General features: G+C 64.0%; 26 protein-coding genes. 8 read left to right on the forward strand and 18 right to left on the reverse strand.

What is annotated here, in order from left to right; translation table 11 throughout:
* Positions 1 to 136 precede the first annotated feature (136 nt).
* From JOF57_RS08510 to JOF57_RS08535, 6 genes are all read right to left on the reverse strand, one after another.
* Positions 137 to 319 (reverse strand): hypothetical protein, encoded by a 183-nt coding sequence (locus tag JOF57_RS08510; protein WP_209915578.1) that lies wholly within the window; start codon positions 317 to 319, stop codon positions 137 to 139.
* On the reverse strand, positions 316 to 2,406 hold the full coding sequence (locus JOF57_RS08515; protein WP_234937749.1) for a hypothetical protein: 2,091 nt from the start codon (positions 2,404 to 2,406) through the stop codon (positions 316 to 318). Before JOF57_RS08515 ends, JOF57_RS08510 begins: the two co-directional genes overlap by 4 nt.
* A 110-nt stretch (positions 2,407 to 2,516) precedes the next feature.
* Complete coding sequence (locus JOF57_RS08520) at positions 2,517 to 3,455, reverse strand: C40 family peptidase (RefSeq protein ID WP_070946518.1); 939 nt, start codon at positions 3,453 to 3,455, stop codon at positions 2,517 to 2,519.
* Position 3,456: 1 nt separating this feature from the next.
* A complete protein-coding gene (locus JOF57_RS08525) occupies positions 3,457 to 3,795 on the reverse strand; it encodes a hypothetical protein (RefSeq protein WP_019345500.1) in 339 nt (112 codons plus the stop codon).
* 39 nt (positions 3,796 to 3,834) lie between these two features.
* Positions 3,835 to 4,425, reverse strand: coding sequence for a hypothetical protein (locus tag JOF57_RS08530; RefSeq protein WP_019345501.1), 591 nt, complete (start codon positions 4,423 to 4,425; stop codon positions 3,835 to 3,837).
* Positions 4,426 to 4,454: 29 nt separating this feature from the next.
* On the reverse strand, positions 4,455 to 4,796 hold the full coding sequence (locus JOF57_RS08535; RefSeq protein WP_019345502.1) for a hypothetical protein: 342 nt from the start codon (positions 4,794 to 4,796) through the stop codon (positions 4,455 to 4,457).
* A gap of 246 nt (positions 4,797 to 5,042) precedes the next feature.
* Between JOF57_RS08535 and JOF57_RS08540 the strand changes: the two genes are divergently transcribed.
* Positions 5,043 to 5,252: a hypothetical protein gene (locus JOF57_RS08540; RefSeq protein WP_209915580.1), complete on the forward strand. Its 210-nt coding sequence runs from the start codon at positions 5,043 to 5,045 to the stop codon at positions 5,250 to 5,252.
* 226 nt (positions 5,253 to 5,478) lie between these two features.
* Here the strand turns inward: JOF57_RS08540 and JOF57_RS08545 are convergent, their stop codons facing one another.
* Together JOF57_RS08545 and JOF57_RS08550 are read right to left on the reverse strand one after the other, a co-directional pair.
* On the reverse strand, positions 5,479 to 6,792 hold the full coding sequence (locus JOF57_RS08545; protein ID WP_209915581.1) for an ISL3 family transposase: 1,314 nt from the start codon (positions 6,790 to 6,792) through the stop codon (positions 5,479 to 5,481).
* Positions 6,785 to 7,723, reverse strand: a complete 939-nt coding sequence (locus JOF57_RS08550; protein ID WP_039379662.1) for an NAD(P)/FAD-dependent oxidoreductase — start codon at positions 7,721 to 7,723, stop codon at positions 6,785 to 6,787. The genes JOF57_RS08545 and JOF57_RS08550 overlap by 8 nt, the downstream gene beginning before the upstream one ends.
* Positions 7,724 to 7,965: 242 nt before the next feature.
* Here JOF57_RS08550 and JOF57_RS08555 point away from each other — a divergent pair, with 242 nt between their 5' ends.
* Complete coding sequence (locus tag JOF57_RS08555) at positions 7,966 to 8,475, forward strand: MarR family winged helix-turn-helix transcriptional regulator (protein WP_039379661.1); 510 nt, start codon at positions 7,966 to 7,968, stop codon at positions 8,473 to 8,475.
* Positions 8,476 to 8,601: 126 nt separating this feature from the next.
* Here the strand turns inward: JOF57_RS08555 and istB are convergent, their stop codons facing one another.
* The 4 genes from istB to JOF57_RS08575 form a co-directional block, all read right to left on the reverse strand.
* Entirely contained in the window at positions 8,602 to 9,402 is an 801-nt protein-coding gene (gene istB / locus JOF57_RS08560) for an IS21-like element helper ATPase IstB (protein WP_209915583.1), read from the reverse strand.
* A 1-nt stretch (position 9,403) separates the two neighbouring features.
* Positions 9,404 to 11,026 carry an IS21 family transposase gene (gene istA, locus JOF57_RS08565; protein ID WP_209915585.1) on the reverse strand — a complete coding sequence of 541 codons (1,623 nt, stop codon included), beginning with the start codon at positions 11,024 to 11,026 and terminating at the stop codon, positions 9,404 to 9,406.
* Between the two features lie 293 nt (positions 11,027 to 11,319).
* On the reverse strand, positions 11,320 to 13,773 hold the full coding sequence (locus JOF57_RS08570; protein ID WP_307869982.1) for a DEAD/DEAH box helicase: 2,454 nt from the start codon (positions 13,771 to 13,773) through the stop codon (positions 11,320 to 11,322).
* A gap of 174 nt (positions 13,774 to 13,947) precedes the next feature.
* The gene (locus tag JOF57_RS08575; protein ID WP_209915589.1) at positions 13,948 to 15,318 is read right to left on the reverse strand and encodes a hypothetical protein; all 1,371 of its coding nucleotides are present in this window, start codon (positions 15,316 to 15,318) and stop codon (positions 13,948 to 13,950) included.
* A 160-nt stretch (positions 15,319 to 15,478) separates the two neighbouring features.
* Between JOF57_RS08575 and JOF57_RS30835 the strand changes: the two genes are divergently transcribed.
* Genes JOF57_RS30835 through JOF57_RS08585 form a run of 3 tightly spaced genes read left to right on the forward strand, consistent with a single transcriptional unit; the run spans position 15,479 to position 16,153 of the window.
* A complete protein-coding gene (locus JOF57_RS30835; protein WP_234937750.1) occupies positions 15,479 to 15,631 on the forward strand; it encodes a hypothetical protein in 153 nt (50 codons plus the stop codon).
* Between the two features lie 37 nt (positions 15,632 to 15,668).
* The gene (locus JOF57_RS30840) at positions 15,669 to 15,803 is read left to right on the forward strand and encodes a type II toxin-antitoxin system RelE/ParE family toxin (RefSeq protein WP_234937751.1); all 135 of its coding nucleotides are present in this window, start codon (positions 15,669 to 15,671) and stop codon (positions 15,801 to 15,803) included.
* 38 nt (positions 15,804 to 15,841) lie between these two features.
* A complete protein-coding gene (locus JOF57_RS08585) occupies positions 15,842 to 16,153 on the forward strand; it encodes a type II toxin-antitoxin system RelB family anti-toxin (RefSeq protein WP_209915592.1) in 312 nt (103 codons plus the stop codon).
* A gap of 202 nt (positions 16,154 to 16,355) precedes the next feature.
* Here the strand turns inward: JOF57_RS08585 and JOF57_RS08590 are convergent, their stop codons facing one another.
* Both JOF57_RS08590 and JOF57_RS08595 read right to left on the reverse strand, forming a co-directional pair.
* Complete coding sequence (locus tag JOF57_RS08590; protein ID WP_209915594.1) at positions 16,356 to 17,162, reverse strand: chymotrypsin family serine protease; 807 nt, start codon at positions 17,160 to 17,162, stop codon at positions 16,356 to 16,358.
* A gap of 156 nt (positions 17,163 to 17,318) precedes the next feature.
* Positions 17,319 to 18,119, reverse strand: a complete 801-nt coding sequence (locus tag JOF57_RS08595) for a helix-turn-helix domain-containing protein (protein ID WP_209915596.1) — start codon at positions 18,117 to 18,119, stop codon at positions 17,319 to 17,321.
* A 120-nt stretch (positions 18,120 to 18,239) separates the two neighbouring features.
* Between JOF57_RS08595 and JOF57_RS08600 the strand changes: the two genes are divergently transcribed.
* The gene (locus JOF57_RS08600; RefSeq protein WP_209915599.1) at positions 18,240 to 19,334 is read left to right on the forward strand and encodes a phage antirepressor N-terminal domain-containing protein; all 1,095 of its coding nucleotides are present in this window, start codon (positions 18,240 to 18,242) and stop codon (positions 19,332 to 19,334) included.
* A 73-nt stretch (positions 19,335 to 19,407) separates the two neighbouring features.
* On the opposite strand, the gene JOF57_RS08605 is transcribed toward JOF57_RS08600, so the two are convergent.
* The 4 genes from JOF57_RS08605 to JOF57_RS08620 all read right to left on the reverse strand — a co-directional run bounded on the left by JOF57_RS08605 (position 19,408) and on the right by JOF57_RS08620 (position 22,420).
* Positions 19,408 to 19,881, reverse strand: coding sequence for a hypothetical protein (locus tag JOF57_RS08605; RefSeq protein ID WP_131823430.1), 474 nt, complete (start codon positions 19,879 to 19,881; stop codon positions 19,408 to 19,410).
* Between the two features lie 284 nt (positions 19,882 to 20,165).
* A complete protein-coding gene (locus tag JOF57_RS08610) occupies positions 20,166 to 21,017 on the reverse strand; it encodes a nucleotidyl transferase AbiEii/AbiGii toxin family protein (RefSeq protein WP_019345523.1) in 852 nt (283 codons plus the stop codon).
* Positions 21,014 to 21,571 (reverse strand): type IV toxin-antitoxin system AbiEi family antitoxin domain-containing protein, encoded by a 558-nt coding sequence (locus JOF57_RS08615; RefSeq protein WP_019345524.1) that lies wholly within the window; start codon positions 21,569 to 21,571, stop codon positions 21,014 to 21,016. Before JOF57_RS08615 ends, JOF57_RS08610 begins: the two co-directional genes overlap by 4 nt.
* A 390-nt stretch (positions 21,572 to 21,961) precedes the next feature.
* Complete coding sequence (locus tag JOF57_RS08620; RefSeq protein ID WP_019345525.1) at positions 21,962 to 22,420, reverse strand: hypothetical protein; 459 nt, start codon at positions 22,418 to 22,420, stop codon at positions 21,962 to 21,964.
* Positions 22,421 to 22,643: 223 nt separating this feature from the next.
* Between JOF57_RS08620 and JOF57_RS08625 the strand changes: the two genes are divergently transcribed.
* Positions 22,644 to 23,051 carry a hypothetical protein gene (locus JOF57_RS08625; protein ID WP_019345527.1) on the forward strand — a complete coding sequence of 136 codons (408 nt, stop codon included), beginning with the start codon at positions 22,644 to 22,646 and terminating at the stop codon, positions 23,049 to 23,051.
* Positions 23,052 to 23,296: 245 nt separating this feature from the next.
* The gene (locus JOF57_RS08630) at positions 23,297 to 24,448 is read left to right on the forward strand and encodes a citrate/2-methylcitrate synthase (RefSeq protein WP_204161223.1); all 1,152 of its coding nucleotides are present in this window, start codon (positions 23,297 to 23,299) and stop codon (positions 24,446 to 24,448) included.
* Positions 24,449 to 24,465: the final 17 nt, after the last annotated feature.

Below are 24,465 nucleotides of genomic sequence, written 5' to 3' on the forward strand. Positions count from 1 at the left end.
GCTGAAATCATTCCACGTCTTCACTCCAGCGACGGTCGATGTGCCGTGTCGCGGGCACTGTCGAAATGTCATGTCCTGCAGTGCGCCGGCAATCGGTAGCTCAACTGCGTACCTGGCCGCTGGGGCGACGTATGCGTCACGGGGGTGCTTTGTCGGCTAACCGGGGCTGCTGCAAGGACAACGGACGCGCCTCGTGGCTCGAGTAGAAGATCGCGCTCATCACCTTGGACGCGAGTTCGGCGCCACTTCGTTCAGTCACCGTCCCCGACAGCCGCACCAGCGGTATCCCGCCGACAATCAACGGCTCAACCTGCGTCACTGCCCACCTCCGAAAGTCTCAGGGACCCGCAGCGCGCTGCGCAGCGCGTAACGGGCATCGTCGATGTCTCCGGCGGTGCGGTCGGCCAGCGCCGCCGAAAGCAGGTAGCGGGCCCACATCCGGGGATACCGGCCCGGACCCGCGCTGCCGGTCCATCGGGCTTGATTGACCAGACGTTCCAGATCCGCTGCTGCCTGCACGGGGCGACCCCACACCGTGGACAGATAGGTCAGGGTGTCGTCGATGTCTTCAGGGTCGATCGCATCGAAACCCCAGCGGTCTTTGGAGCCGGCCGCGATGTTCACCGCGTCGATCTCCTGCTCCGAGAGCACCAGCACCCCGCTGCGGGCAGCTTCGGGGTCGGTGGCCACCACTGCGTCGAACGGGCCGACGACACCGATCGCCACCGCCTCCAGCAATGGCCGCCACGGCTGGTCACATCCCAGCCATCGGGCGGCGAATCCATCGGAGACCTTGGTAATCAACGGAATCAGGTGTGGTGCGGCCCGCATACCCGGCGCCAGAAATCCGAGACCGTCACCGGTGACGAACACTGCCTCGGAGCTGTTCACCCCAACCGCCACCTGGATGACTCGACCCTCTCGGCGGTGCGCCCGGTAGATTCCCGCGACGATAGACGCTGCGACCAGGTCCATGTCCGTGGCATGGTCAAGGCCTTTGAGATCCGCTCCGAAATCGAAAAGCTCCCTAGGGGTTTCACGTTCCTTCGGCACATACGCGACGGAATCGGAGTCCTTACCGGGCTTGATCGCGGGACCACTGGTGGGACGTCCACCGGCTGCGCCGCCGGCAGCCCCTGGACCACCCAGTCCGCCACCCATTGGCCCCATCATCGGACCCATCGCGGGTGCCATCGGCACGGCCGGGGACACCGATGAACCGGGCGCACCTGTGCCCGGACTCAGCGTGTTGGTACCTGCGCCCGCGTCACCCGAGGAGACATGGGTGGTTGGCGTCGACAACGAGCTGTCGCCGCTGACTGCCTCGCCCGAGGACAGAGTCGTGGTTGGCGCTGCCGGTGTCGGTGCCGCAGTGGTTGCCGGTTCCGATGGTGTATCGGCCCGGGTTTCCCCTGCGGGCACCTCGACTGGACTTTCCTCCTCTTTGGGGGAGGTTCCTGTGGGGGTGTAGCGCGCGTTCTCCCCGTCACGTGACCCGCTGAGTGGTCGGCCGAGTGGAGATCCCGCGGTGCTGTTGTTCTCGGAACTTCCGGTCTTGTCTGCGCGCGGCCCCGATAGCGGGTTGCTGCTATCGGCAAGCCCTGAGGCTTTGGTGAGCCGTGACAGCGCATCGTCGCTGATCGGCACGCCGTTGTTGCCGGGCAGCTTCTTCATCAGATCCTGGATCACCGACTGCCCGGCCTGGATGATTGGCTGGGCCTGCTGGCCCAGGTTCGGCATCCCGGATCCCACCTTCGACACCTGACCGCCGACGTTCTGCAGCAGCGACGCCAAGGAGCCATCGGGCATTCCTGGCACCATCTGGCCGTTCTCAGGCATCGGAGCCATCGTCGAAGGAATGGTGGGTGTAGCTCCCTTCTGTACGCCGCTGACCAACTCCTCCTGAGTGCTGTTGTGATTGCCACCGATCTGGTCGGCCTGGTCCTTGGCCGCCTGCAGCAACTCGTTGTATTTCTGAGTGAACTCTGCCTGGTTCTTGGGCGAGTTGGGGCCACCTGACCCGGCGTAGGACGCGATCAACTCCTCCACGGCCGTCTCGAAAGTCGTGGCCACACCGTTGAGTTGGATCTTGGTGTTAAGGATGTCCTGTGCCATCACACTGGCACCGTTACCCATATTCAGCTGCGCCAGTGCCCGGTCGAACGCCGCCCGCTGGTCCTCAGTGAACCCGGAGAGCAGCTGATCAGGAGTGTTACCGGTGGCGTTGGCTTCGATCAGCGCGTACATCACCTCAGCGGTGTTGCCCGTGCCAACAGATGCGGCGGATTGCTCGAACAACTGCAACGCCGAAGCCACCGTCTGCGTCTCCGACGTGGTCGGGAAGTTGGTGCCGATGATCTCGGCGGAGTGCGGGGTGGGGACGGGGGGAATGTCGGTGGGGGACACGGAGCGGTTCCGTCCTCTCTGTCAGGCCGCACCGCCGGAGATGGGGTGCGGGTGCGTGTCGTGTTGCCATATTGGGGGCTGGGGTCCACCGGCGGCGGGCCCGGCGCGGCCTACGAGTCGCTGACCACGCGCACGAATTGAGTAGCCCCGCGGCTTGCGGCGTCGCTGAACATGATGTTGGTCCCGGACTGTTGGGCTTCGACAACCTGGCCGTCACCGACGTAAATCATGACGTGGTGATCTGGGTTGTCATCGAAGGCGAGATCACCGGGACGCGCGTCGGCGGCACTTACGAGCTGCCCAGCCGCGTACTGCTCGCCGGACACGCGGGGAATCTCCACTCCGGATGCCTGGTATACGAGGTAACGCGCCAGCCCCGAGCAGTCGAACCCGATCTTGTCGTAGTCGCCCGCGGCGTCGGCCGCTCCGCCGTCGCTGATGCCCTGGCTGGGCCCGTCGATGCTGCCTCCGCCCCATGCGTACGGAATACCTTCAGCGACAACCTGTTTAGCTAGCTCGATGATCCGCTGTTGGTACTCGGTGGAGCCAGGTGAAGTCGGCCCGCCCGCGCCGACTTTGCCCTTGGCGGTGAGAGAACCCGTGCCCATCGAGCCGTCGCCACCGAGCAACCTGGACAGTGCCTGCGCACCGTTCGGACTGGACAGGGGCGAATTGATCGATCCACCGGGACTGGAAGGCGGCACCTGCGGCATCTGCATCCCCGAACCCAGGTTGCCGGCACCGCCGAGCAGTGAACTCGCTCCGGCACCGAACGCGCTGAGCAAGGCAGCGGGGATCGCATTGACACCGTCGCCGCCCTTCTTGTCGATGCTTTTGACGCCCTCGCCAAACTTGCTGGTCTTGTCCGAGCCCTCCTTGACCTTGTCGCGCGCTCGCTCACCGTCCTTGGTGGTGTCGTCGACTGCTGCTGTTAAGCCGGGATGTACGCCTGGGCTGGCGGCGGTACCGCCGGAGCTGGCCGGCAGATCCTGCGCGATCTTGCCGGGCTCGGTGATGATCAGCTCGTTGCTGCTGATTTCCCCTGCCATGTCAGACCGCCCTCGCTGTCTCTGCCGCTGTCGTGTCGGTGCCAGTGATTCCCCGCAGAAGCGCCGCCAGGTCTGAGGTCACCGACCCGATAGAGCCGCCACCGGCGTTTACCAGCTCATTTACTTTGGTGATGTCTGTGTGCAGCGATGAGGTGAATGGCTCAAGTGCCGGGGCGATTTCGTCCGAAGCGCCGGTGCCGGGCTTGGCGGCTGCCTCGGCCGCCTCGGTCACCGCGTCGGAGGCCTTCAACGCAGAGTCGAGCTGACCGCGCAGCGTTGTGAGCGTGTTCAGGGTCGCCTGGAACTGCTCGGGCGAGCTGATAGTGACGTCGTTTGCCACAGTCTGTCCTTTCAGAGTCGTCTCGAAGTCGTTTCGGGTCTACTTCATCGAGAACGCGGGCGGTATCGACGGATCGGGTGTCAGCGGATTCGGCTTCGGCGTCGTTGCCGCGGCCGGGGCGGAGGAGTCGCCGTACGGTCCAGCGAAGATCGAGGAACCCGGGGCCGCCGGCACCGTGCCGGGCGGTGCTGGAGGCGGTGTCACCGGAAGCAGCGGTGCACCGTTGGGAGTGCCCGTAGCCGGGGAATCAGCGGTACCGGCCTTCGGCGCGGGATTGGAACCGCCGGCGCCGGGAACTGCGGCAGCCGCTGTGACATCGATGTTGTGCGTCGTCTTGGCCCACGTCTGCAACCCCGTCACCGCCGTACTCAGCGCGGCTGCCGAGGATTTCGCAGGCGCGCTCTCCTTGGTCAACGTGCTGGTGAGCGCGGAGACGAACGGCGACAAGGGAGCCGAAGCACTGGGAACCGCGCCCGCGGCCGGGCTGCCGCTTTTCGACGCCACGGTTGTCGCGACCGTCTCGGTTTCGGTTGCCACACTGGCCAACGCTTTTGCGACGGTGTCGAGTTTCTGCCACGCATCGCCGAACCTGTCACCGATGGTGACATCGTCCGCGCCATCCACGCTCATCCCTGTCCTCCTCAGTCCCCGGTGCCCAGTCAGGCCTTGCGGGCGTCGTCAGCAGCTTTCAGGTCGATGCCAACCATGGCGTAGCCCTTTGTCTTGGCGGTGTCTGCGCAGTTCTCGGCGCTGTCGCAGGTGGCGGTGATCGCGTCGTTCAACGCGGCTGCCCACGCCTTCAGCGAAGCGACCACGGGTGTGTACACGGGGGAGACCGCACCATCGGCGGTGAACGTCTTGGCATCAGATTCCGCCGCTGCCCCAACGGCGTCGAACGTCTCGACGAACCCGCGCAGCTCAGCTGCGATCCGCTTGATCTCCGCTGTGTCCCGATCCAATGCAGCCTTGTCGACTGCGATTGAGCCTTCATTGCCACCCATTGCGCGCCGCCTCTCGTTCGATGCCGTCACGGATACCATCAGTGTGTCGCAGCAAACGACATGGCACCTCGACCGGCATCCGCAGTGTAAGGCGATCGGGAACCCAAGGATCGCCGCGGCGCGGACTGGCCCCACCAGGCGACAGCCTCAGGAACGGGCTACGGCAGGCCCGCGCCGCTGGTGACGGGGTACGGCTCGGCCGCCTACCGTGCATTCCACGAGACCCTATGGACCAGGAGGACTACCTTGGACACCCCGTGCATCGTCCCGGTTCTGTTACCAGTTCACCGCGACCGAGCCTGGCGCGCCCGCTGCGGCGGCACATGGTCCTGGGACGAAAGCCGCGGCATGTGGCTCGACGAGTCGAAAGGCGAGGCCGACCGGGACGCATGGCGAGGCCAGAAGTCCATGGAGAGCTTCAGTCGCCTCGTCGGCCCGTTCACCGAAGTCGACTGAGCCAGAGAAGAGCCCACCGGTAGTGCATGGTGCAGAACCGAATCACCGGCGAGAAGGTGGAATTCGAAACCGACGACGCGGCCGATGCGATCGAGAGTCTGCGGTCTACCGCAGGTAACACCAGCTAGTTTGGGGGTGTCTACCCGTCATAGGTGTGGGGAGAGTGCGAAGGGAGCGAACTGATGGCGAAGACGACTAAAGGGGCTCTTCGATCTTGACCGGGCAATCATCTGCAAGTCCGGGTTGCGGCCCGCTGTTTGCGGGTGCAGTGGAATCGTATCCGTCGTACCGAGTTCTCCCTGTTCCTGAATCCGCAGGCGGTCCGCTTGACCGTCTTCACGAGCCGGTTGTAGCCCTCGGTGCGGGCGTTCGTGATCCCGGTCGTTACGAACGCGTTGATCTCCGGCCACCACACGTCGACGGTCTTAGCGAGGGCGAGAAGTTCCGGGATGTTGGAATCCACGCACCAGGCCAGGAACCGGTACAAACGGTGCCGGGTCAGGTGCCCATCGCCGCCGACACGGACGGTCGCCAGTAAAGTGCGGAGTTCCTCCTTCGCGATGTAAGCGGACAGGATCTGCCCACTCGGGTCCTCGTCGACAATCGCATTCCACATTCGTGCGAACCTGTTGTCCGACAGTCGCTCCCGCCCTGTGAGCAATCGACGGCGGTTCGCCCACTCCGGATCGACCCTGCGGCCGCGACGGTCCCGCAGTTCCCACGTCACTCGGCGGCGGACCTTCGTCACCGCCTGGTTTGCCAACTGAACCAGGTGGAAGTGGTCGACCACCAGCGTCGCATTTGGCAGCAGGCCCTCGGTATGGACAGCGGCCGCGTAGACGGCCGCCGGGTCGATGGCCACATACTCGATCGACTCTCGGAACTCGGGTGTGCGTTCCGTAAGCCAGCCGATCACGGCGGCAGTGGTGCGCCCTTCCCGTTGCCCCAGCAGACCCTGCCGGCCGGAGAGATCGACGAACCCGGTGTCCCACGGATCGATCCGCACCCAAGTGCAGGTCTTCTCGCATCGCTCCCAGCGGGGTTTGCCGCGCCGGGTCTCGTCGATGCCGAGTACCCGGACGGGCTCGGGCTCGGCGAGTAGTTGCTGCGCATGCTCGACGAACGCGCGGTGAGCTGTCGGCCAGGACACCCCATGTGCGGTGGCCACCTCGACGACCGATCGGGCGGCGTCGCCGATCGCGGCGCCTATCTGGGTGCGTAGCCGCAGGGTGGTGCGGGACCTGGCCGGAATCTGCCCGATGGACTCGGTGAATGAACCCCGTTCGCAGTAGTCCTCCAGGCACCGCCACCGGATTTTGTTCCATCGCAGCAGGATCCGATTCTCCCCGTAGGGGATGTCTTTGGGCCTGGTGGTGACTCGCTCCTTGACCGATGTCGATAACACCCCGCAGGACGGACATGCCGCCGCGGTCTCCTCATCGGTCACTAGCTCAAGCACCCGAGCCCCGTCCGCCTCATGATTGACGCCGACAACCCGGACGCCGGGCATCCCGAATAGCAGGGTTGCCTGCTCAGTCACCTGTGATCGCTGGAGTCGCTGCGACGGCTTGCTGAACGTCCTGCTCGAGGAGGAAGTGGTTGAGCGCAATCGCAGCTTTCGTGCCTGCACCTGCGGCGTTGATCAACTGAGCCGGCGAATCAACGACGTTGCCCACCGCCCACACCCCGGTCACACTCGTGTGGCCCGTGGGATCGGTGCTCACCCACCCGCCCTCGCCAGCTTCACAACCCAAGCAGGTCAGCAGCTCGTCGTAGGGTACGAACCGCGGACCGACAAACGCGACCGACCTCGGCACAATCTGGCCGTCGACAAACTCGACACCGCTCAACTGGTAATCCTTCACCACCAGGCCGGCAACCTCGCCTTCGACGATACGGATCCCTCGGGCGGTCAGCCGAGTACGTTCCTCGACGGTCAGAACTATCCGGTTCGGGAAAAAGATCACATCCGAGGACCACTGCCGCACCAGCGACGCCTGATGCAGCGTGAATGGCCGGTTGTTGCCACCGAGCACCGCGAGTGGCATGTCCCGCACCTCGTATCCGTGACAGTACGGGCAGTGCAAAACGTCGACGCCCCATTGTTCCCGCAGGCCGGGGATCTCGGGCAACTCGTCGCGCAGCCCTGTCGCGACGACAACGCCACGCGCTGTGAGATCGCCGGCGCCGTCGCATCGCACGACGAACCCTCGGTCTCCGAGTTGCTCGATCCCCGTCGCCCGAGCCTGCACAACCTGCCCGCCGTACCCGAGTAGCTCGTCCCTGCCGATTGAAAGCATCTGCGCCGGAGCGATGCCGTCACGAGACAAGAAACCGTGCACGTGCTGGGCCGGGGCGTTCCGAGGCTCGCCGGCATCGACCACCGTCACCCTGCGGCGGGCACGCGCCAGCACCGTCGCGGCACTCAGCCCCGCCGCTCCGCCACCGATCACCACGACATCGTCTTCCACTACAACTCCCCTCCAAAATTCCCAGGGCCCCGTAGACGCGCTTCAGTCAGGGCCGCTAGGCCGATAAACGTTGACGCTCACGGTTTTCCGGACAGCGTTGACGGCCACGCACTCCAACGGGCGCAGCACATCCCACCCGGCACGCGTCAGAGAACTACACGAGGCCATCGCGGTCACCGCCAGGAACCGTGGGTAGGCTCGCAACCTAACAGATTTGTTCACCAGTTAACAAAGGGGGCGGGATGTCCGATCCTTCGCTTCGAGCACAGACGATCACGCTATGGACTGAGCGCAACCCCGCGCTGAACACCTCCCCGATGGAGATCGTGGCCCAGATCAAACACATCTCCTCACTGCTCGATGCCGCCGTCGAACCGGTCTACGCCGAAGCCGTGCTTACCGCCGCGGAAGTGGAGCTCCTCGTTCCGCTGCGCTACGCAGACGAAGCGGTCACAGCCATCCGTCTCGCCGAGCTCCTCGGCATGTCGAGGGCAGGGGTGAGCAAGACCCTGACCAATTTAGAGCGCAAGGGAATGATCAGTCGCACAACTAATCCCGCTGACCGACGGTCAGCGCTGATTGCACTGTCGGATGCAGGAATGAGCGCCGTCGATGACGTGTTCCCCCGCGAACTCGAGGCACACGCAAGACTGCTGGCGGGGCTGGGGAAGGACTGGAACAAGGTGCTGAATGCGTTGACTCATCTCGCCGAGACTCTGGAATCTCAACTCAACCCGTCCGAGGGCAAGTAACTCCTCGCATGCCCGGTCAAGATCGAAGAGCCACTAAAGGCGTCACGCGCGATGCCGTTGACCCTTGTCGCTTGCCAGGGTGATGGGACCACCTGATTGCCAGGGGGATGGGACCACCGTGGCGCGTTATCGAGGATGCTCGTCGGGTTCTTCTGGGTCAAGCTGGCCGGGTCGAGTGCGTTGGCGGTAGGACGGTCCTTCGATGACCAGGGTGTGGGCCGCAGCGGTGAGTCGGTCGATGGCTGATTGGGCGAGCAGGGTGTCGGCGGTCATGGTCAACCATTCGGCGGGTTCCCGGTTTGATGTCACGATGGTGGTCTTGTTCTGGTGGCGTTCGACGACGATTTCGTAGAAGTCGCTGGTTTCGGTGGCGTCGAGGGAGCGCAGCGCGAAGTCGTCGATGATCAGGACGTCGACGGCCGCCAGCCGGCGGATCTCGGCGTCGACGGTGTGGTCGAGTCGGGCGGCGCGTAGCCGGGTGAACAGTTTGTCGGATCGGGCGAACAGGACGCTGTGGCGGCGCCGAATGGCTATGTGTCCCAGGGCTGTTGCCAGATGTGTTTTGCCTACGCCGACGGGCCCGAGGATGATTGCGGACTGTCCGGCGTCGAGAAATCGTAGCGAGGTCAGGTCGCCGAGCAGGGTGCGGTCGTAGCGCAGGTCCTGTTGTGCGGTCCAAGAGTCGAAGCGCATGCTCGGGTCGAGTCCGGCTTTGGCCGCCCGCAGGGCGGCTGAACGGGATTCGCGTCGGGATACCTCGTCGGCGAGCAGTGTTTCCAGGAATCCGATGTGGCTGAGTTTGTGCTGGCGGGCAAGTGCGGCCCGTTCGGGCAGGGTGTCGGCCAGGGCACCGAGTTTGAGTGCTTTGAGCAGTCGGAGCAGGTCAGCGCCCACCGGGTCTGCGGCCACGCGGTTGGTGGTAGTCATATCAGCAGATCCCCTCGGAGTCGGCATTGGCGATCACGGTCAATGATGTTGAGGTGGTGCTGAATTCAGAGGGATCACGCGAGAACCGGGTAGCGGTGTGGCCGACGGCCAGCGGCAGTACCGGGATCGTGTTCTCCGTGGCACGCTCGAGCATCGAGGCGATCTTGTTGACCGAGACGACATCGAGATCCAGTGCCACCGAACAGGCCTGCTCGACGCGTTGCGCGCCGTAACGACGCACCAGACCCTGGAGTCGGTAGACGGTGCGCATCCGCGTCCACGGCAGCGGATCGTCGAGGATGCGTTCGGCGTAGATCCCGATATTGGGGCCGTGCGCGGCGCAGGTGGCGATCAGCGTCGTCAAGTCCCGCAGCGCGTAAACGGCTTTGTGCTCGGGTAAATCGGCACGGTCGGTACTGCGGCCACCCGGAGGCTGACGGGGGTGGACTTTGACCAGCACACCGCGGTGATAGAACTTCACCAGCTCACCGTCAGCACGCACGTCGACGGTGGTGCCGATCCACTGCTCGGGAAGCGAGTAGAGGGCTTTGGCGACTTCGGCGTGGAAGTCGCGGTGCACCTTGACCGCTTTGAACACCGGCACGTCGTAGGCGCCCGGCACCGCCAGCAGCAGCGGTTGCTCCTCGGTGGTGAACACCTCCACCGGCCGTGCACAGGTGCTGCCGTGGATACGGGTCCCGGCAGTACGCAGACACCACACGGTGACAGCCTGCTGCGCCTGCTCAATACTGATGAATGTTTCACCGTCCCAAAAGTTTCGGCGGACGTACTGCACTGCGCGTTCCACTCGCGGCTTGTCCTTGGGGGAGCGCACCCGAGCCGGATCGGTGAGGAATCCGACATGGCCCGCGTAGTCGAGCCACCCCTGGGTGAACCGGGGATTGACCGCATCAGCGGCAGCGATCACCGGCTTGAGGTTGTCCGGGATCAGCACCGCGAACACGCCGCCGAAAAACTCCCACGCCGCCTGGCAGCCAGCGACCACCGCCACCAGGGTCTGCGAGTAGGTCAGCCACACGAACATGTGCCGGGAGTAGACGGCGGTGAAGATCAGCGCGTGCACCTTGCGGCGCCGCCCATCATCGGCGTCGGTGAGCATCCCGAGGTAGCCGAAATCGATCTGGCATTCCACCCCGGGATCCCCGTCGGCGACCCGCACCGTGGTGTCCTTGCGGCCGAAACCGCAACGCTCACCAGCGAATCGGTTCAACGTCCGATACGGCACCACGCACCCCTGACGGGCCAGCAGGGTCTCGATCTTGGTGATCGTCAACGGACGCTGCTCACCATCGCCGGCCACCCACGCGGTGATCTGGTCCTCGAACCCCAGCAGCTGTTCCCACGCTGCGCCGTGGCCATCCGGGCGTACCGGGCGCACCGCGTCGGCGACAACCCCGATCAACCCGTCATCGACGGCCTCAACGCCGTCGCTGCGGTGCAGACCAGCCGCTTGCGCGGCCTCGACGTAGCGGCGCACCGTTTTGCGGTCCACGCCGCAATGCGCGGCGATCGTGCGGTAGCCCGGTGCCGGTAGCCCGGCGACCCCCAGCCACACCCGCAGCACTTCCCTGATCTCGTTCACACTGACCTCCCGAAAAGCCATGCCCGCCGCCTCCGTGACTTGGACCGTCACGGCGATCAAACGAACAGATGAAGAGACCACCGACGCGACGCGCCGGTGGTCCCATAACTGGCAATCCAGGTGGTCCCATCACCCTGTCAAAATCAGCTCACACTGGTCCCATCCTCCTGGCAGACGACAACCCTGAGGCGCTTGCCCTGCTGCGCTCTGACCCCGACAGGTATATCCGCAGCACCCACCGGAAGCTGCCGTTCGGTTTCACCAAGCCCCGTCCATCAACCGGCGACAAGAAACAGTAGGTTCTCGGGCACCACTCAAGCAGCGATCCTTGACTTGACAGGTGCGTTCCACGCCCATCCGGGAAGAGTTTCAAGTTGAGTGATCCGCTCGCGTGACAGCTTTCCGGAACGGTATTCGCCGCGGCGACGTGCAACCCACCTTCCCAACCTGAAACCCGCAGCGGTGTCGTACCTCGATAGAACGCGTGCGTGACCATTCTCGGAAGCAAACGCTTGCAGTTCCCGGAACCCCTCATCCCACTGGTCGTCGTGGGCGTCCCAGGTCCATCCGGGAAGAGTTTCGAGTTGAGTGATCCGCTCGCGTGACAGCTTTCCGGAACGGTATTCGCCGCGGCGACGTGCAACCCAACTTCCCAGATTGAAACCTGCAGCGGTGAGGTGACGTAAGAGGACTCGGGCGTGACCATTCTCGGAAGCAAACGCTTGCAGTTCCCGGAACCCCTCATCCCACTGGTCGTCGCGGGCGTCCCAGGTCCATCCGGGAAGAGTTTCGAGTTGAGTGATCCGCTCGCGTGACAGCTTTCCGGAACGGTATTCGCCGCGGCGAAGTGCAACCCAATTTCCCAGATTGAAACCTGCATCAGTTTCGTACCTGTTCGGAACTCGAGCGTGACCATTCTCGGAAGCAAACGCTTGCAGTTCCCGGAGCCCCTCATCCCACTGGTAGTCGCGGGCGTCCCAGGTCCATCCGGGAACCGCTTCAAGTTGGGTGACCCGCTGGGTTGACAGCTTTCCGGAACGGTATTCGCCGCGGCGAAGTGCAACCCAATTTCCCAGATTGAAACCTGCATCAGTTTCGTACCTGTTCGGAACTCGGGCGTGACCATTCTCGGAAGCAAACGCTTGCAGTTCCCGGAACCCCTCATCCCGCCGCTGGTCAAGGTCGCCCAGTATCCGTAGCCCGAACCCACCGCTGAGTACACGTTCCGGCACATCCAGTGCCAGCAACTTCTCTGCCCATGTGACCTCGTCATCGCGGGGTCGATCCGGACTGCCCTGACTCGGCGTGTAGGCACGCGATAGAATGCGAGCAGCCTCGACAATCCGTGGGTCGTGATCCTCCAACGCGGCGAGCACCTGGCGGATCTTCTTGAACTGCTGCTCCTCGATCGCGGTCTCGACATCGTCACCGTCGCCGACACGTACACCGAGGATGATCAGCGCGGTGCGGTCACCATTCTTCCGGATTGCGCGGCCGACACATTGCACCACCTCGATTTGGCTGGCTCGCGGCTCGCCAAAAAGCACGGCGTCCAATGTCGGTACATCGATTCCCTCCGACAAGCACCGGGCGTTCGAGACGAGGCGGTAGCCCTCCTCACGAGGTTTGGCCAGCCGATCAAGCGCCTCCCGCCGCGTGTCCAACTTCATTGCACCGTCGATGTGCTCGGCAGTGCCCTCCGCCAGTTGCTCATCGGTGCACGCCGCGTGTACCAAGTTGAACGCGGCGACGAACGCCTTGCTTGCCTTTATGCTGTTGTAGAAGGCGATGATCGAGCGCAGGCCGTGTTCCTGCGCAGATTTCGAGAGCGCCACGATCGCGGCGACGTGATCGAGCGAGAGCTGCTGCCCGTTCACGGTCACATTGTCGAGCACCTGTGCGGCGGCGTGCAGCTCGCTGTCCTCGATACCGATCACGGCGACCTGATATTCGGACAGGATTTTCTTCTCGACTGCCTCGGCCACCGAGAGCGTGTAAACCGGCGGCCCGTACAGCTGCTCGTTGTCCATCGACGCCAGCAACGCCGACTTCTCGGGCGAGGTTTCCTTCTCTGAGACCATATGCACTTTTGGCGTCGCCGTGAGGAACAGGCGTCGGCGGGCCGGCACATGCTGGTCATGCAGCACCCGCGCGAACGGCTTCGTCTTCTTTCCTGCGGTTCGGTGCGCCTCATCGCACACCACCACCGACCACGGCGCCATTCCCTGGTCAGCATGCGCAGTGATCACAGCGCCGAGCGACTGGTACGTGCCGAACACGACGCGCACCGTGTCGGCACTGTCTGCGAGAAACGCAGCGAGCTCACCGGAATAGGTGGTGGCCGTCAGCGAGAGCTGATCGGTGTCAAGGTCCTCCTCGGTGCCGATCGCGCGGCACTCGGACGCAGTGAGTTTCGAGCACACGGCTATCGCGTCGAAAGCGAACGGGGCGTGCTCCGCCCACGCCTCGAACGTCTGCTGCAACAACGTCAGTGTCGGAACCAGGATCAGCACGGTGCCAGGCTCACCTTGGAGCAGCTTGGCCACCGCGTACATGCCGGTCAGCGTCTTGCCGGTGCCACACGCCATGATGAGTTGCTGGCGGCCGAGGTCAGCACGGATCGCCTCCACGGCGGTCCTCTGGTGGGGACGAAGCTGATTCGGCACTGCCTGTCGTCTGGCCGGGGGCGCAACCTGCGCGGAGCCCGCACCCTCTGCCAGATCGCGCACGGTTGCGGAATCGACTCTTGGGAAAACATCGTGAGACACGGTTACGGAGGCCCTTCCACCTTGAGGGTAATCTCTATTTTGGAGAGTAGCAGACGGTTTAAGTTGCCAGCTCCGTCAACGAACTCATCCTGAGCGCCATGTGACCTGGAGTGCGATGGCTGAGGCTCGAACGCACCACCTCAAGTTCGGTGTGAGTCGCACGCTCACGCTGCGTTAAGCCACGTTTCCTGGATCCAGCGGGTCCTTTTTAGCTATCGTTCCGCCACGGACCGACTCGGCGATGGTTTGTTCACCCCAAACTTCCGCGACGTCAGGGCCGACCTGCCGAACCCGAACCGGGTCAGCCTGTTTCGTGCTACCGCCGCCCTGTCCCACACCGCCCATTCCAGGCATGATCGGCACGCCGCCGGCACCGTGGGGCGCCGTAGCAGCAGGGGTTCCCTGCTTGCCCATCGCGTTACCGGATTCCGCGGCGCTCAGACGCGTCTGCGCCGTCGCGCCTTCGGGCCGGCCAGTCACGTTCGTTTCGGTCTTCATCCCCTGTACCGAGTTCCCGGTGGGGCCACCGGACACTTCGGCCGGCCCGGCTGCGGGCCCGCTAGCCGGTGACGGTACCGAAACCCGAGATGGCGGAGTTGGCGTGGTGGCCAGGGCAGCCAGACCTGGGGGTGTTCCGATCGCGTTGTCGAGGTCAGAGTTTGTGATTGCATCGGATTTGTCGTTCTTCCCCGGCTGGGTGGACGACACCGGCTGTGCAGTCGCTGCGGGCTGTTGACCGGTCCCGGCAGGCTGCTGTTGTTGTCCCGCGGCAGGCTGCTGGCGCAATGCGTTAAGAACCGCGACCGGGTCCACGCCACCGGAACTCGACGACCGAGTGTCGGGCGATGGGCCGCTGCCGGGCGCAGCGGCACCAGCCGCTTTGGCTGAACCCGGGGCCGCGTTGCCGGGGGAGCCGGCGGGGCGGGATGAATTGGTGACCGGATTATTGGGGGTGTTGCTGAAGTTGCCTTCGCCGGACACATCGTCACCATCACCCTGACTCGGAATCATCGCCGTTGCTTCGGCGACGGCGGCATCGAGTGTTTCGTCGGCCGTCTTGCGGGCGGCTTTCGCGTCGTCGTATTCCCGTTGCGCCGCAATGAAATCCCTCGTTGCGTTCGACACGGCGGTGCGGGCTTTGGTGATCCGGTCCGAGTCCTTGGAGCTCTGGGCATTCTGCAGCTCAGTCTCGGCGTCAGCCATCGCTGTGCGCTTCGAATCAAGCTGCGCACGCAGCCAGGTGAGCCACGTCTTGTCGTAGTGGCCGGTTTCGACGCCGTCACGCCACGCTTTGGCGGCTTTCTCGATCGCTGCAGTCGCCTTGGCCGCGATACCGATTGAGTCGCCGAGCCGTTGAGCTTCTGCCTGCTCTTTACGCATTTGGTCGAGGTTTGTGGTCGGGGTCGCGCCGGACGCCTGAGCGGCCATGCCTGCGATCGCAGCCTTCAGTTGTTCGGCGGTGTCGTGGTAACGGGCTGATTGTTCGGAAAGGGTTTTGCTCATGCCAAGATCGGCGAACGAGAGATCAGGATCTTCGGGTTCCATAACGAGAGTGTGAGCTGGTCAAGGGATGTGGGACGAGCGCGGCGCGGCCTGCGGTCAAGCTTCAGAGAACGGCCACGTCGACCCCTGTATCAGTTCTAGCTAGCTAGCTAGTATCAGTTTTGAGTGATGCCTTTGTCCTGTGCCGATACGACGGTGGGAGGTGGACACGACACTGATCCACGACTGGATCGTCGGCCTGGACGAAGCCACGCAGGACAGCGTCCTGTCGGCGTTGGAGTACCTGGCCGATAACGCCCCACCGCGGGTCGACCGTTCGTGGACCGCATCCACCACTCACGGCACCAGAACATGAAGGAGTTGCGTCCGCGCGGCCCGGCGGAAGCCGGCAGTTGCGCATCCTGTTCGCGTTCGACCTGCAATCGCACGCGATCACACTGGTCGCCGGTGACAAGACCGGCGACTGGAACAAGTGGTACCGGGACAACGTTCCGCCGGCGGACGATCTATTCGACCGGCACCTGTAACGGACCACCGAGAAGAAGCAGCGGAAGGGGAAGGGACGATGAGCACACTCGATGAACTACTGTCCGGTCTGCCCGTGGAGCGTCGCGAACGCATCGCCCGCGGTGCCGCCGACATGGAACGCGAGGCAGCTGAGTACCGCCTCCGCCAGCTTCGTGAGGACGCCGGCTACACGCAGAAGACTCTCGCCGGTCTCATCGGCGTGGGGCAGAACCGGGTCTCCCAGATGGAGCACGGGCAGATCGCCGCCGCGCAGGTGTCGACCCTGCGCAAGTACGTCGAGGCCACCGGCGGCGAGTTGGAGCTGATGGTCAAGCGCCCCGACGGGACCCGCATCCCGCTGGCGATCTGATCGCTTGCCTCGCTCGGGGTTTCAGCTGTGGCCCCGAGGCGACCGGGCGCAAGGAAGATCGAGCAGCGATGACGGCCGCTGTCAGGGGTGAAGGTCGGTGATTTCCTTGGGCGCCATAAGAACCAGGGACATCCAGGAACACTCCATCGGGCTGAGGCCGTCTCCAGATGGGAGATATCCCAGCTTTCGAGCTGCGGGTGTGTCAGCCTGTGACGATTTCGACACCGAGACGAGATAGGGCCGGTTCGAGGTATGTGGCCGAGCCCTCACGCTCGACCAGGCCTATCAGCACTGCTTGGTCGTGCTGATCCACAAGAAAGACTGGGCCGCCGCTGTCGCCCTTGACGGCCGTGCGTGGGAAGTGGATCACGGTGTCCATGCGCAGCAGCGGTGTGCACACAACCCCGCTGCGAGCACCGTCGAGACAAATGGGGGTGCCAACCGGCAGCTTCCGCACCTCGTCCACCGGCATCACGCCGGTAACCGCGAACTTGCCCGCGATCTTCGTCGCATCAGGGGCGGGTGCGAGGACAGTCGCCAGTAGCGCTGAGTCTTGTGCTTCGCCGTCGTCGAGCTTTCCGGCGAGCGTTCCCACTACTTTCGGGCCTTCACCATTGGGACCGGACCAAATGCTCACCACCGCCCCAGGGTGTTCGTCGCAGTGGCCAGCGGTCACGAAAACGTAAGCGCCGTCGGCGATCCTTCGGGCCAGTGGTCCGAGAGTGCACTTGTTTGGTGAGGTGCCGATCTGACCTTGTCCGATGTTGATACCTGGGTAAGGCTGCGCACCATACTGGATGCCGGCCGCATCTGCTTGGCGGACAGCGGTCCCTCCCACGTCGATCCACTGCTGTGCGGGTGCCGCCGGATCCTTCGCGGTCTCCGCTGCGGGAACTGCTTGTGAACCAGGTACAGGAGCGCTCTGGGCGGCATCGCTGGACGAGCATGCCGACACCGCTGCGCTGGCCGTAACCACCACAGCCGCCAACAGTGCCGTGCACCTGTTCATCGTTCAATTGTCGCACCCGTGTGCTACCGGCCTGCGCACGCGTTGTCACGTCCTTTAAGAATCCGGCTAATGGGCGTAGCCCGCTCTCAGCCCACGGCCGGAAGCAGCTTCCATTCCTGATGCATGCCCATGGAATCAGGAACTATGCGGTTGTGGTCAACCGCGAGGTGCCTCGCTGTCGTCTGCGTGCGGTGAAGCCCCTCCGGTGATCGCGCGGTCGTACAGGGGCCGTAGCAGCGATTTGAGCTCTGCAGCGGTCGCGGAATTTGCGGTCGTCATTACTTGGAACATCACGTCGGCCAGGAATGTCCGGAATTCGACAGCTCCCCGTTGGGCCTCGTGTAGGGACTGCTCGATTTCGGATGGCGTTGGAAACTCCGGATTATTGTCGGTCGCCGCCTCAAGTTGTCGGGCCAGCTGGGTCATCGCCTGATGTGTGGCCTGGCTGTTGTCGACCATGTCGAGCAGGGTTTTGAATCTTTCGGCGAGTTCTTCGATGGAAACCCCATCGACCAACATCGGATGCTCCGAGATGTACCTGGCGGCCGGATTCCCGAGAGCCTTGACCGAAGCGGTCTCAGCCGGCGTTTCGGGCTTGGGTTCCTGTTCGTCGAGCGCCGACATCGTCCGATCAGCAGCGGCGCGCATGATGTCAGCGGCATCGCTTCGGCCGACGGCGTCGAGTTCTTCAGGTGAGGCTTGAACGACCGTTGCCATTCGAGCCAAGGTATCGGCGGGTGCACGGACAGGGATACGCAGGTCTTTCGTCTCCTGCCGATAGCCCTTGATGATCTGTCGCCATCGCGAATCTGAGATGCCAGCCTCCTTGGCGGCCGCGCGTACCGAAAGGCTGGGCTTTGCTGCGGTACGCAGACGTTCTAAAAACTCCGCCTCTGGTGGCTGCATAGGTTCGCGCACAGGATAAGTGTCGGCTACGGGACTGGTGAAGTCCAGCAAGCTGCATAGTCGCCGATCTCGGGGACACGAACGTTGGGTCCGTGTTGAGGACGCGACTTTCTTGACGTACGCGCGAACGTACGCAATAGTGATCGTACGTTTTGAGACTTGGGGGATCTGATGAGCGCTGAACTCATTCCGATAGCACTGCCCGGTACCAACCGCGAAGTCGTCGCGACCCTGATCGACAGCACGCCGATGGTGTCGCTTCGTCACGGCTGCGAATCGCTCAATGTCGACTACTCGGGCCAACTTCAGAAGCTTAAGGGGAAGCCTTGGGCAACCATGGGGCTCGTCTCCACGGTCGCGGAGGATGGCAAGAACCGCGAGATGGTCATGATCGACCGCCGCACGTTCACGATGTGGCTGGCGACCATCGACACCAACCGGGTCTCCGATGAGACCCGTCCCATCATCGAGGAATTCCAAGCCGAGGCCGCCGACGCTCTCGATGCGTACTTCAACGGGACATCTCCAGCACTGGATCTACCCGCACCCGCAGCCGGGGCGATCGCTGAGGCCAACCCGCGTGTCGGTGGGGATCGGCTGGCGTGCGTCGTCGAGGCAGTGCACGCCAAAGCGACGGTGCTGCGCGCGTTTCGGGACCTTGTCGACGCGGATCATTTGGAAGCCGAGGCGCGCAGAGCCCTTGCCGGCGCACTCGGCGAGATCGCGGGCATCGACCCCGGCGATGCTCCGCTGCGCGTGCGCGACTACCTGCAGCAGCGGGGGATGACCTCGGCTGCTGCCGAGGCGATGGAGCCGGAGTTCGACGCATTCCTGGGCAATCGCGGCATCGAGTCCCTCCCTGCCCTTCCCAAGTCAGGGGCTCCGAGGGGGACAGGACTGCGATCGTTCACCTACACCGAAGCTGACCGGTCAGCGCTCGATGCCATTTATTTGGGAGCAGCTATTCGGTCCACATGCCGCCGTCTATGTCACTCGCCCGTCGAAAGGTTCGCGATGAAAACCAGCACCATCCCCACCACGCTCGTCTCCGCTGGGGCGATCGAAACGGTCAACCTGACCGACACCGAATACGCTGAGCTGCGGGACCGGATCGAGACGGTGTTCCTGCTCGCCACCGTTGCCGTGCGCGGTGCCAGCGTGCTCGACGGTGACGAGACCGTGCTGGTCGAGGACCGGGTCCGTTACGGTGTCGCCGCCCGGATCTGGTCCAACTTGCTCAGAGATATCGCGAACCTGGATCGGTGACTGCCGTCCACTAGCGAGTAGACATGGGCTGCTGTCTGGACGGCGAGAAAGCCTGTGGCGCCAAAGAATTCGGTTACTCCGTGGCGCTGATCGCTTCGACGTTCAGGATCGTTGAGGCGCGCTGCGACACAATTTCCCAATTCTGATGCAGCCACCCCCGCATGACGTGGGTTCTGCGGCCGGTGCGTGCCATCTCCTCCAGCGCCTCGGTCACCGCCGGATCTCCAGCCGCTATCTCGTTCGGCGGCTGGCCAGTCAGCTTGGATTCGGTTTCGATTGCGTAGAACAACACGGCGCCTGCGGGCAACGGGTCATCGCCGCTTGATTCTCGCGCCAGCTCCATCGCGGCGCGCTTAAAAGCCGCAATGCGGCGGGCCTGATCTACCGGGTCGGCAAGGTGGGTCCGGCGGGTCTCAACGAGGGCGGCCAGCCTGTCGAGTTGTTCGGCTGTCGCGCGCTCGATCATCGGCTCGAACGTGTCCATCAGACGCTGTGTCAGTGCCATTTCGAAGACTTCAAGCGGTCGATTGACTTCACAATTGGCCATTGCAGTCCCTTCCGTCGGCGCCCCGTTGTCGCGCACTGTGCCACAGCGCGCAGCTGACGCGGGTGTCCGGCGCGGCAGCGCTTGTAGCGTGCCTGCGTGCGGCGAATCAGGGGCGCCGACACCATTTACGCGGCGGTATCCCGCTGAGGACTATCGGCTCGGAAGGCGGATGCGCCGTGGGCACTCAATGGGCCGGTCGAAGGCACGTGCAGTGCGTCGTAACGAAAGGCCGGTCGGCCGGTCGGCAGGGGGACGTGCTCGCCGACCGTCGGCCAGGCGGGCGGTTACCAGGGGCCGAGGGAGAAGGTGGAGTCGAGGAAGGCTGCGACCAGGTCGGCCTGGTCATCGAGGGTCTCCTCGCAGAGGGACTCGACGCCCTCCTTGCGCCGCCACGCGGCCCACTTCGCCTGTCCCACTGCGCCGTAGCCCTCCAGGAGCGGGGCAACCGGACCGAGCACAACCTTTCGGTATCCCGCGACGGCCCGGGCCGCGCGCAGAAGCTCCGCCTCGTCGAAGCCCGCCCGCCCGAGCGCGACGATGTCGACATAGTCCCGCCAGCGGGTGCTGGTGATGCCGCGCTCGAGGATCGTCACGCCCTTCTCGGCCATGCTGGTCTCGGCGGCGTAGCCGAGCAACGTGATCGGGTCGCCGAGAATCCGCTCGATGGTCACCGGCCGGGGCGCCGGAACGACCGGGTCACCGGTGGAAACGTCCCACAGCGCTACGCCTTTCCACCGACCGATCGTCGCAGGAACCCGCACCCGCAAGCCGGGGTATTCGGCTTGCTCGCGGATGTCCTGAACGGTGATCGCGTCGATGTCGAAGACGACTCCGTCGTCGACGGCCACAGCGGCGATATCGCGGACCACGTCGACGAGGTGCTGCGCGGTGACGTCGGCGCTGACAGCGTTAGCGTCAGCGTCCTTCGTCGGTCGGCGAACACCGTAGGCGGCCAATAGGATCCCGCCTTTGAGGATGAAGTCACGGGCGTGCGGCGTGCGGGTGAGCCGGTCCAGGAACGACTCGAGAACATGACGGATCAAGTACTCCTGGGTCGGCGCGGCGGGGCCGCCCCTGTCCTTGGCCGAGCGGGCGGCGGACTGGATGCGGCGGAACACCTTGTCGCCGTCGCTCAACCCAACATCTCCAGCGCGCGCAGAGCGGGGGTCTTGGCCCTCGGAAGCCGGGTCGCGATGTCGATCAACCGCGCGGGCTTTCCACCGCGGCGCAGCCATTCGCGCAACGCATCGCGTGCCAGCTCGTGTCCGACCTCGCCGCGGAGGCGGAACGCGTCGGCGATCGAGCGTTCCGGGGAATAGATCCCGATCGTTTGGTCCGATCCGGCGATCGTGATCTGCTCGCGGCCAATGTCGAACGTGTCCCGATCGAACAGGTGCCACGTGATGGCACCTGTGCTGGCCGGTGGGCGCGCCCCTCGCCGGATCGCGACGTCCAGCGTGGAGGGGATCGCGTCGGTCAAGTCGTGATAGGCGAGAGCAGACGTCAGGCAGATCGTCGCGTCGGTACGTCGGGTCGCGGCTTCGAGTTGGTCCCAGTCGGCAGCCGGCGCGTTAACGGGCAGGTAGATCCCCCGTGCGATGCGGTCCATCCGTCCGTCGTTCGCGAGGCGGTAGAGCGCGCTGCGCGACAGTCCCCGCAGCTTGGCCGTGTTCGGGGTGAGGGCTTCCACAGGGCACCTCCTCAATCGCACAGTGAAACGAAACGTGTACAGATGATCATACCTGTGTACGTTTCGCTTCGAAAGGTGATTCGCACTGTCATTGGAACGTAACGTATGCAGATGAAACTATCTGTATACGTTATGTTCCGGATTGCCGATCCGCGACCGCGACACCGATCACTCAGCCGGCCAAGTGCAGCCCCGGTCGGCAGATGGGGCAGTTCGAACGTGCGGGACGCCTGGTTCTCCTGTCGGCAACCGCATTCCAGCGATCGATGAACAGAGTGAACGGCGATCACCCGAGGGGTGCCTCCCTTAGCGACCGGTGTCGGTATCGTGAAGGTATTGCTGAAGCCGTGATTAGTGGTGCGTCCTAAGTGATAGCTACGTCGGCCGGATTCAGTCGGATGGCGGCAAGAACTTCTCCCACAGCGAAGCCTCCAATGCCGCATGCTCAGAGCGGGACCGGCGGCGCAGCTCCTTCTCCGCCCGGGCGAAACGCCGGGACAAAACCCAATCCTCGCGACGTCCGGGCTCCACGTTTATTAACCAGCGCATCTGCTCATCAGTCAGACTTGCCAGTCTGCCAGCCGCGTCGCGACCGGAAACAACAACGCCGCCATACAGCAACGGAACATCGCGAGCTGTGAAATCCGACGCCGCGAGCAGCATCTCGACGCCAACATGATTCAGCACCTGGATGGTCCTATATGGCGAGAACCAGAAAACTAGGCTCCCGCCGGGACTTGTAATGGTCTCGAGTCGTTGCGCGCGGATGGTGTCTTCAATATCTGCGACGCCATGAATCCTGGCCTTGTACAGGCATTTGTTGGTGCTGGCGTGAAGCGTCCAGATCATGACCGCATCCTAATCGGGCAGCCGGGCCCGGTCTTCCGTGGCGTTGCTCGACACTCTTTAGTCGCGCGTCAGCCGTCTTCCAAAATGGCCGAGGCGATCAAGATCTCCAGCAGGAAGAAGGACGTGACAGCCAACGCGAGAATGATTTGCGCTTGCCGCGTTAGATTTGCTCGCAGCAGGCAACACTTGCACATCCGAACGGATCTGACGAAAGGAGCGGACCATGAAACAGCACGACCCCGGCGGTGCACTCTTCACAAGCGTTGGTCTGCTCGCGGTGGCCTTCTACTTTTCTGAAGGCGGCCCGACCTGGCTCGTGTTTGGGGGAGCGGCCGCAATCGTCGTCGGTCTCCGAAAGATCTGGTCGGACGTGCAGCGCGAAGAGCGTGAAGGCGTGGCGCCAGCGTCGCTGGTGGCCAAGCGGGTCCGGTTCGCCGGGACAGATTTCATGATCCTCGACGACAGCTCCCCGTCGCTGGTCAGCGCTCGCACGGGCGGGCGGGCGACGGTGACCGCCAGCTCCAGCGGCAAGATCGGAACCCTGTTCGTAGGCTTCGACGCCGACGGCAATCTGGTCGAGGCGGCCACCGAAGCCACACCATGGGACTCAGCGCAGCTGCTCGTGAGCTGACCTGATCCGGGCGCCGGCGGGCCACGCCACCGGACGGGGCGGTTTCGCCACCGTCCGGGCCGGTGCGATTACTGATCCATCCACCATCCAGGATGCGCAGACCGGGCTCTGGACCGCCACTGCACCAAGGTTCCGCTAGTTGTTGCGGGTCATGACGTTGTAGACGCCTGGGTGTAGGACCTCGACCGCTTCGCATACACGGTTGCAGATAGATCTACTCGTTCCTTCTGGTGGACGATCTCAGGATGAGCATCGATGGTCACTGGATGACGGCAGACGAAGCATCGGCCGCCCTCGGCGTCCGGAAGCAGACGCTCTACGCGTATGTGTCGCGAGGGCTTGTTCCACGGGACGTGGCCCATGACCCCGATGGGCGCCGGGTATCAAGATTCGACCGATCGCACATTGTGGCGCTCGCCGCCGAGCGGTCGCGTGCCCGCGCCGGAGTCCTCACTGTGCTGATCGAGTCCGATGTTTCCGCACTGGATCCCGAGGGACGGCTGGCCTTTCGCGGTCATTCCATTGCCGGTCTTGTCGATCGTGGGTCGTTCGAGGACGCGGCAGCACTGGTACTTCAAACCGATGGGTACCAGCCGCAGCCTGCACTGATTCCCGAATCGTCGGACGCTCTGCCGGTGAAAACGGCAGGTCGCCGCAGTGATGCTATCCGCGCAGCTGTGCTTACGGTCGCAGCGACCGATCCCGACCGTGGCAGCACCAGCGCCATGCATTGCGTGTCGGTGGCCATGACAGCCGTCGAAGCTGGCTGCGTCGCGATCACCGGACTCACCTTGGAATCCGGATCGGTCGCAACTCGGCTCAGCAGCGCGTTCGCGCGGTCAGCGACCACACCGGCCCTCGTCCGCTGTTTCAACGTGGCGCTCACGTTGCTGATTGACCACGAACTCACCGCGTCGACTCTGGCCACGCGTACGGCAGCCAGTGTCCAGGCCGACCCTTGGATGGCGATTCTCGCCGGCCAGTGCGCCATGAGCGGTCCACGCCAAGCTGGGGCAATCCAGTTGGCGGTCGATGTACTGCGCCGTTGGCTGGACGGAACAATGCTGGACTGGGGCAATCCATTGCCGGGGTTCGGGCATCGCGTGTACGTCGGCCCGGACCCTCGATACGAGCTGCTGATCACCGAAGTCGCCCAGCTCGATGCCGAACTTGTCCGGCGTGTCGAAGGACTGTGTATTGAAGTGGCGAGGAGGCAGAGCCGGTATCCCAACGTCGACCTGGCGTTGGCGGCACTGACCGTGGCGGTCGATGCGGATCCCGATTGCGGTGAGGTGCTGTTCACCCTCGCTCGAACGATTGGCCTCGCAGCACATGCAATCGAGGAGTATCCACACCGGCTTCGGTTACGTATGCGAGCACTCACGAGCCACCCTTGACGGTCGCGAGGTGGACA

It is taken from the genome of Mycolicibacterium lutetiense, assembly GCF_017876775.1.
In the GTDB taxonomy this organism is placed as follows: domain Bacteria; phylum Actinomycetota; class Actinomycetes; order Mycobacteriales; family Mycobacteriaceae; genus Mycobacterium; species Mycobacterium lutetiense.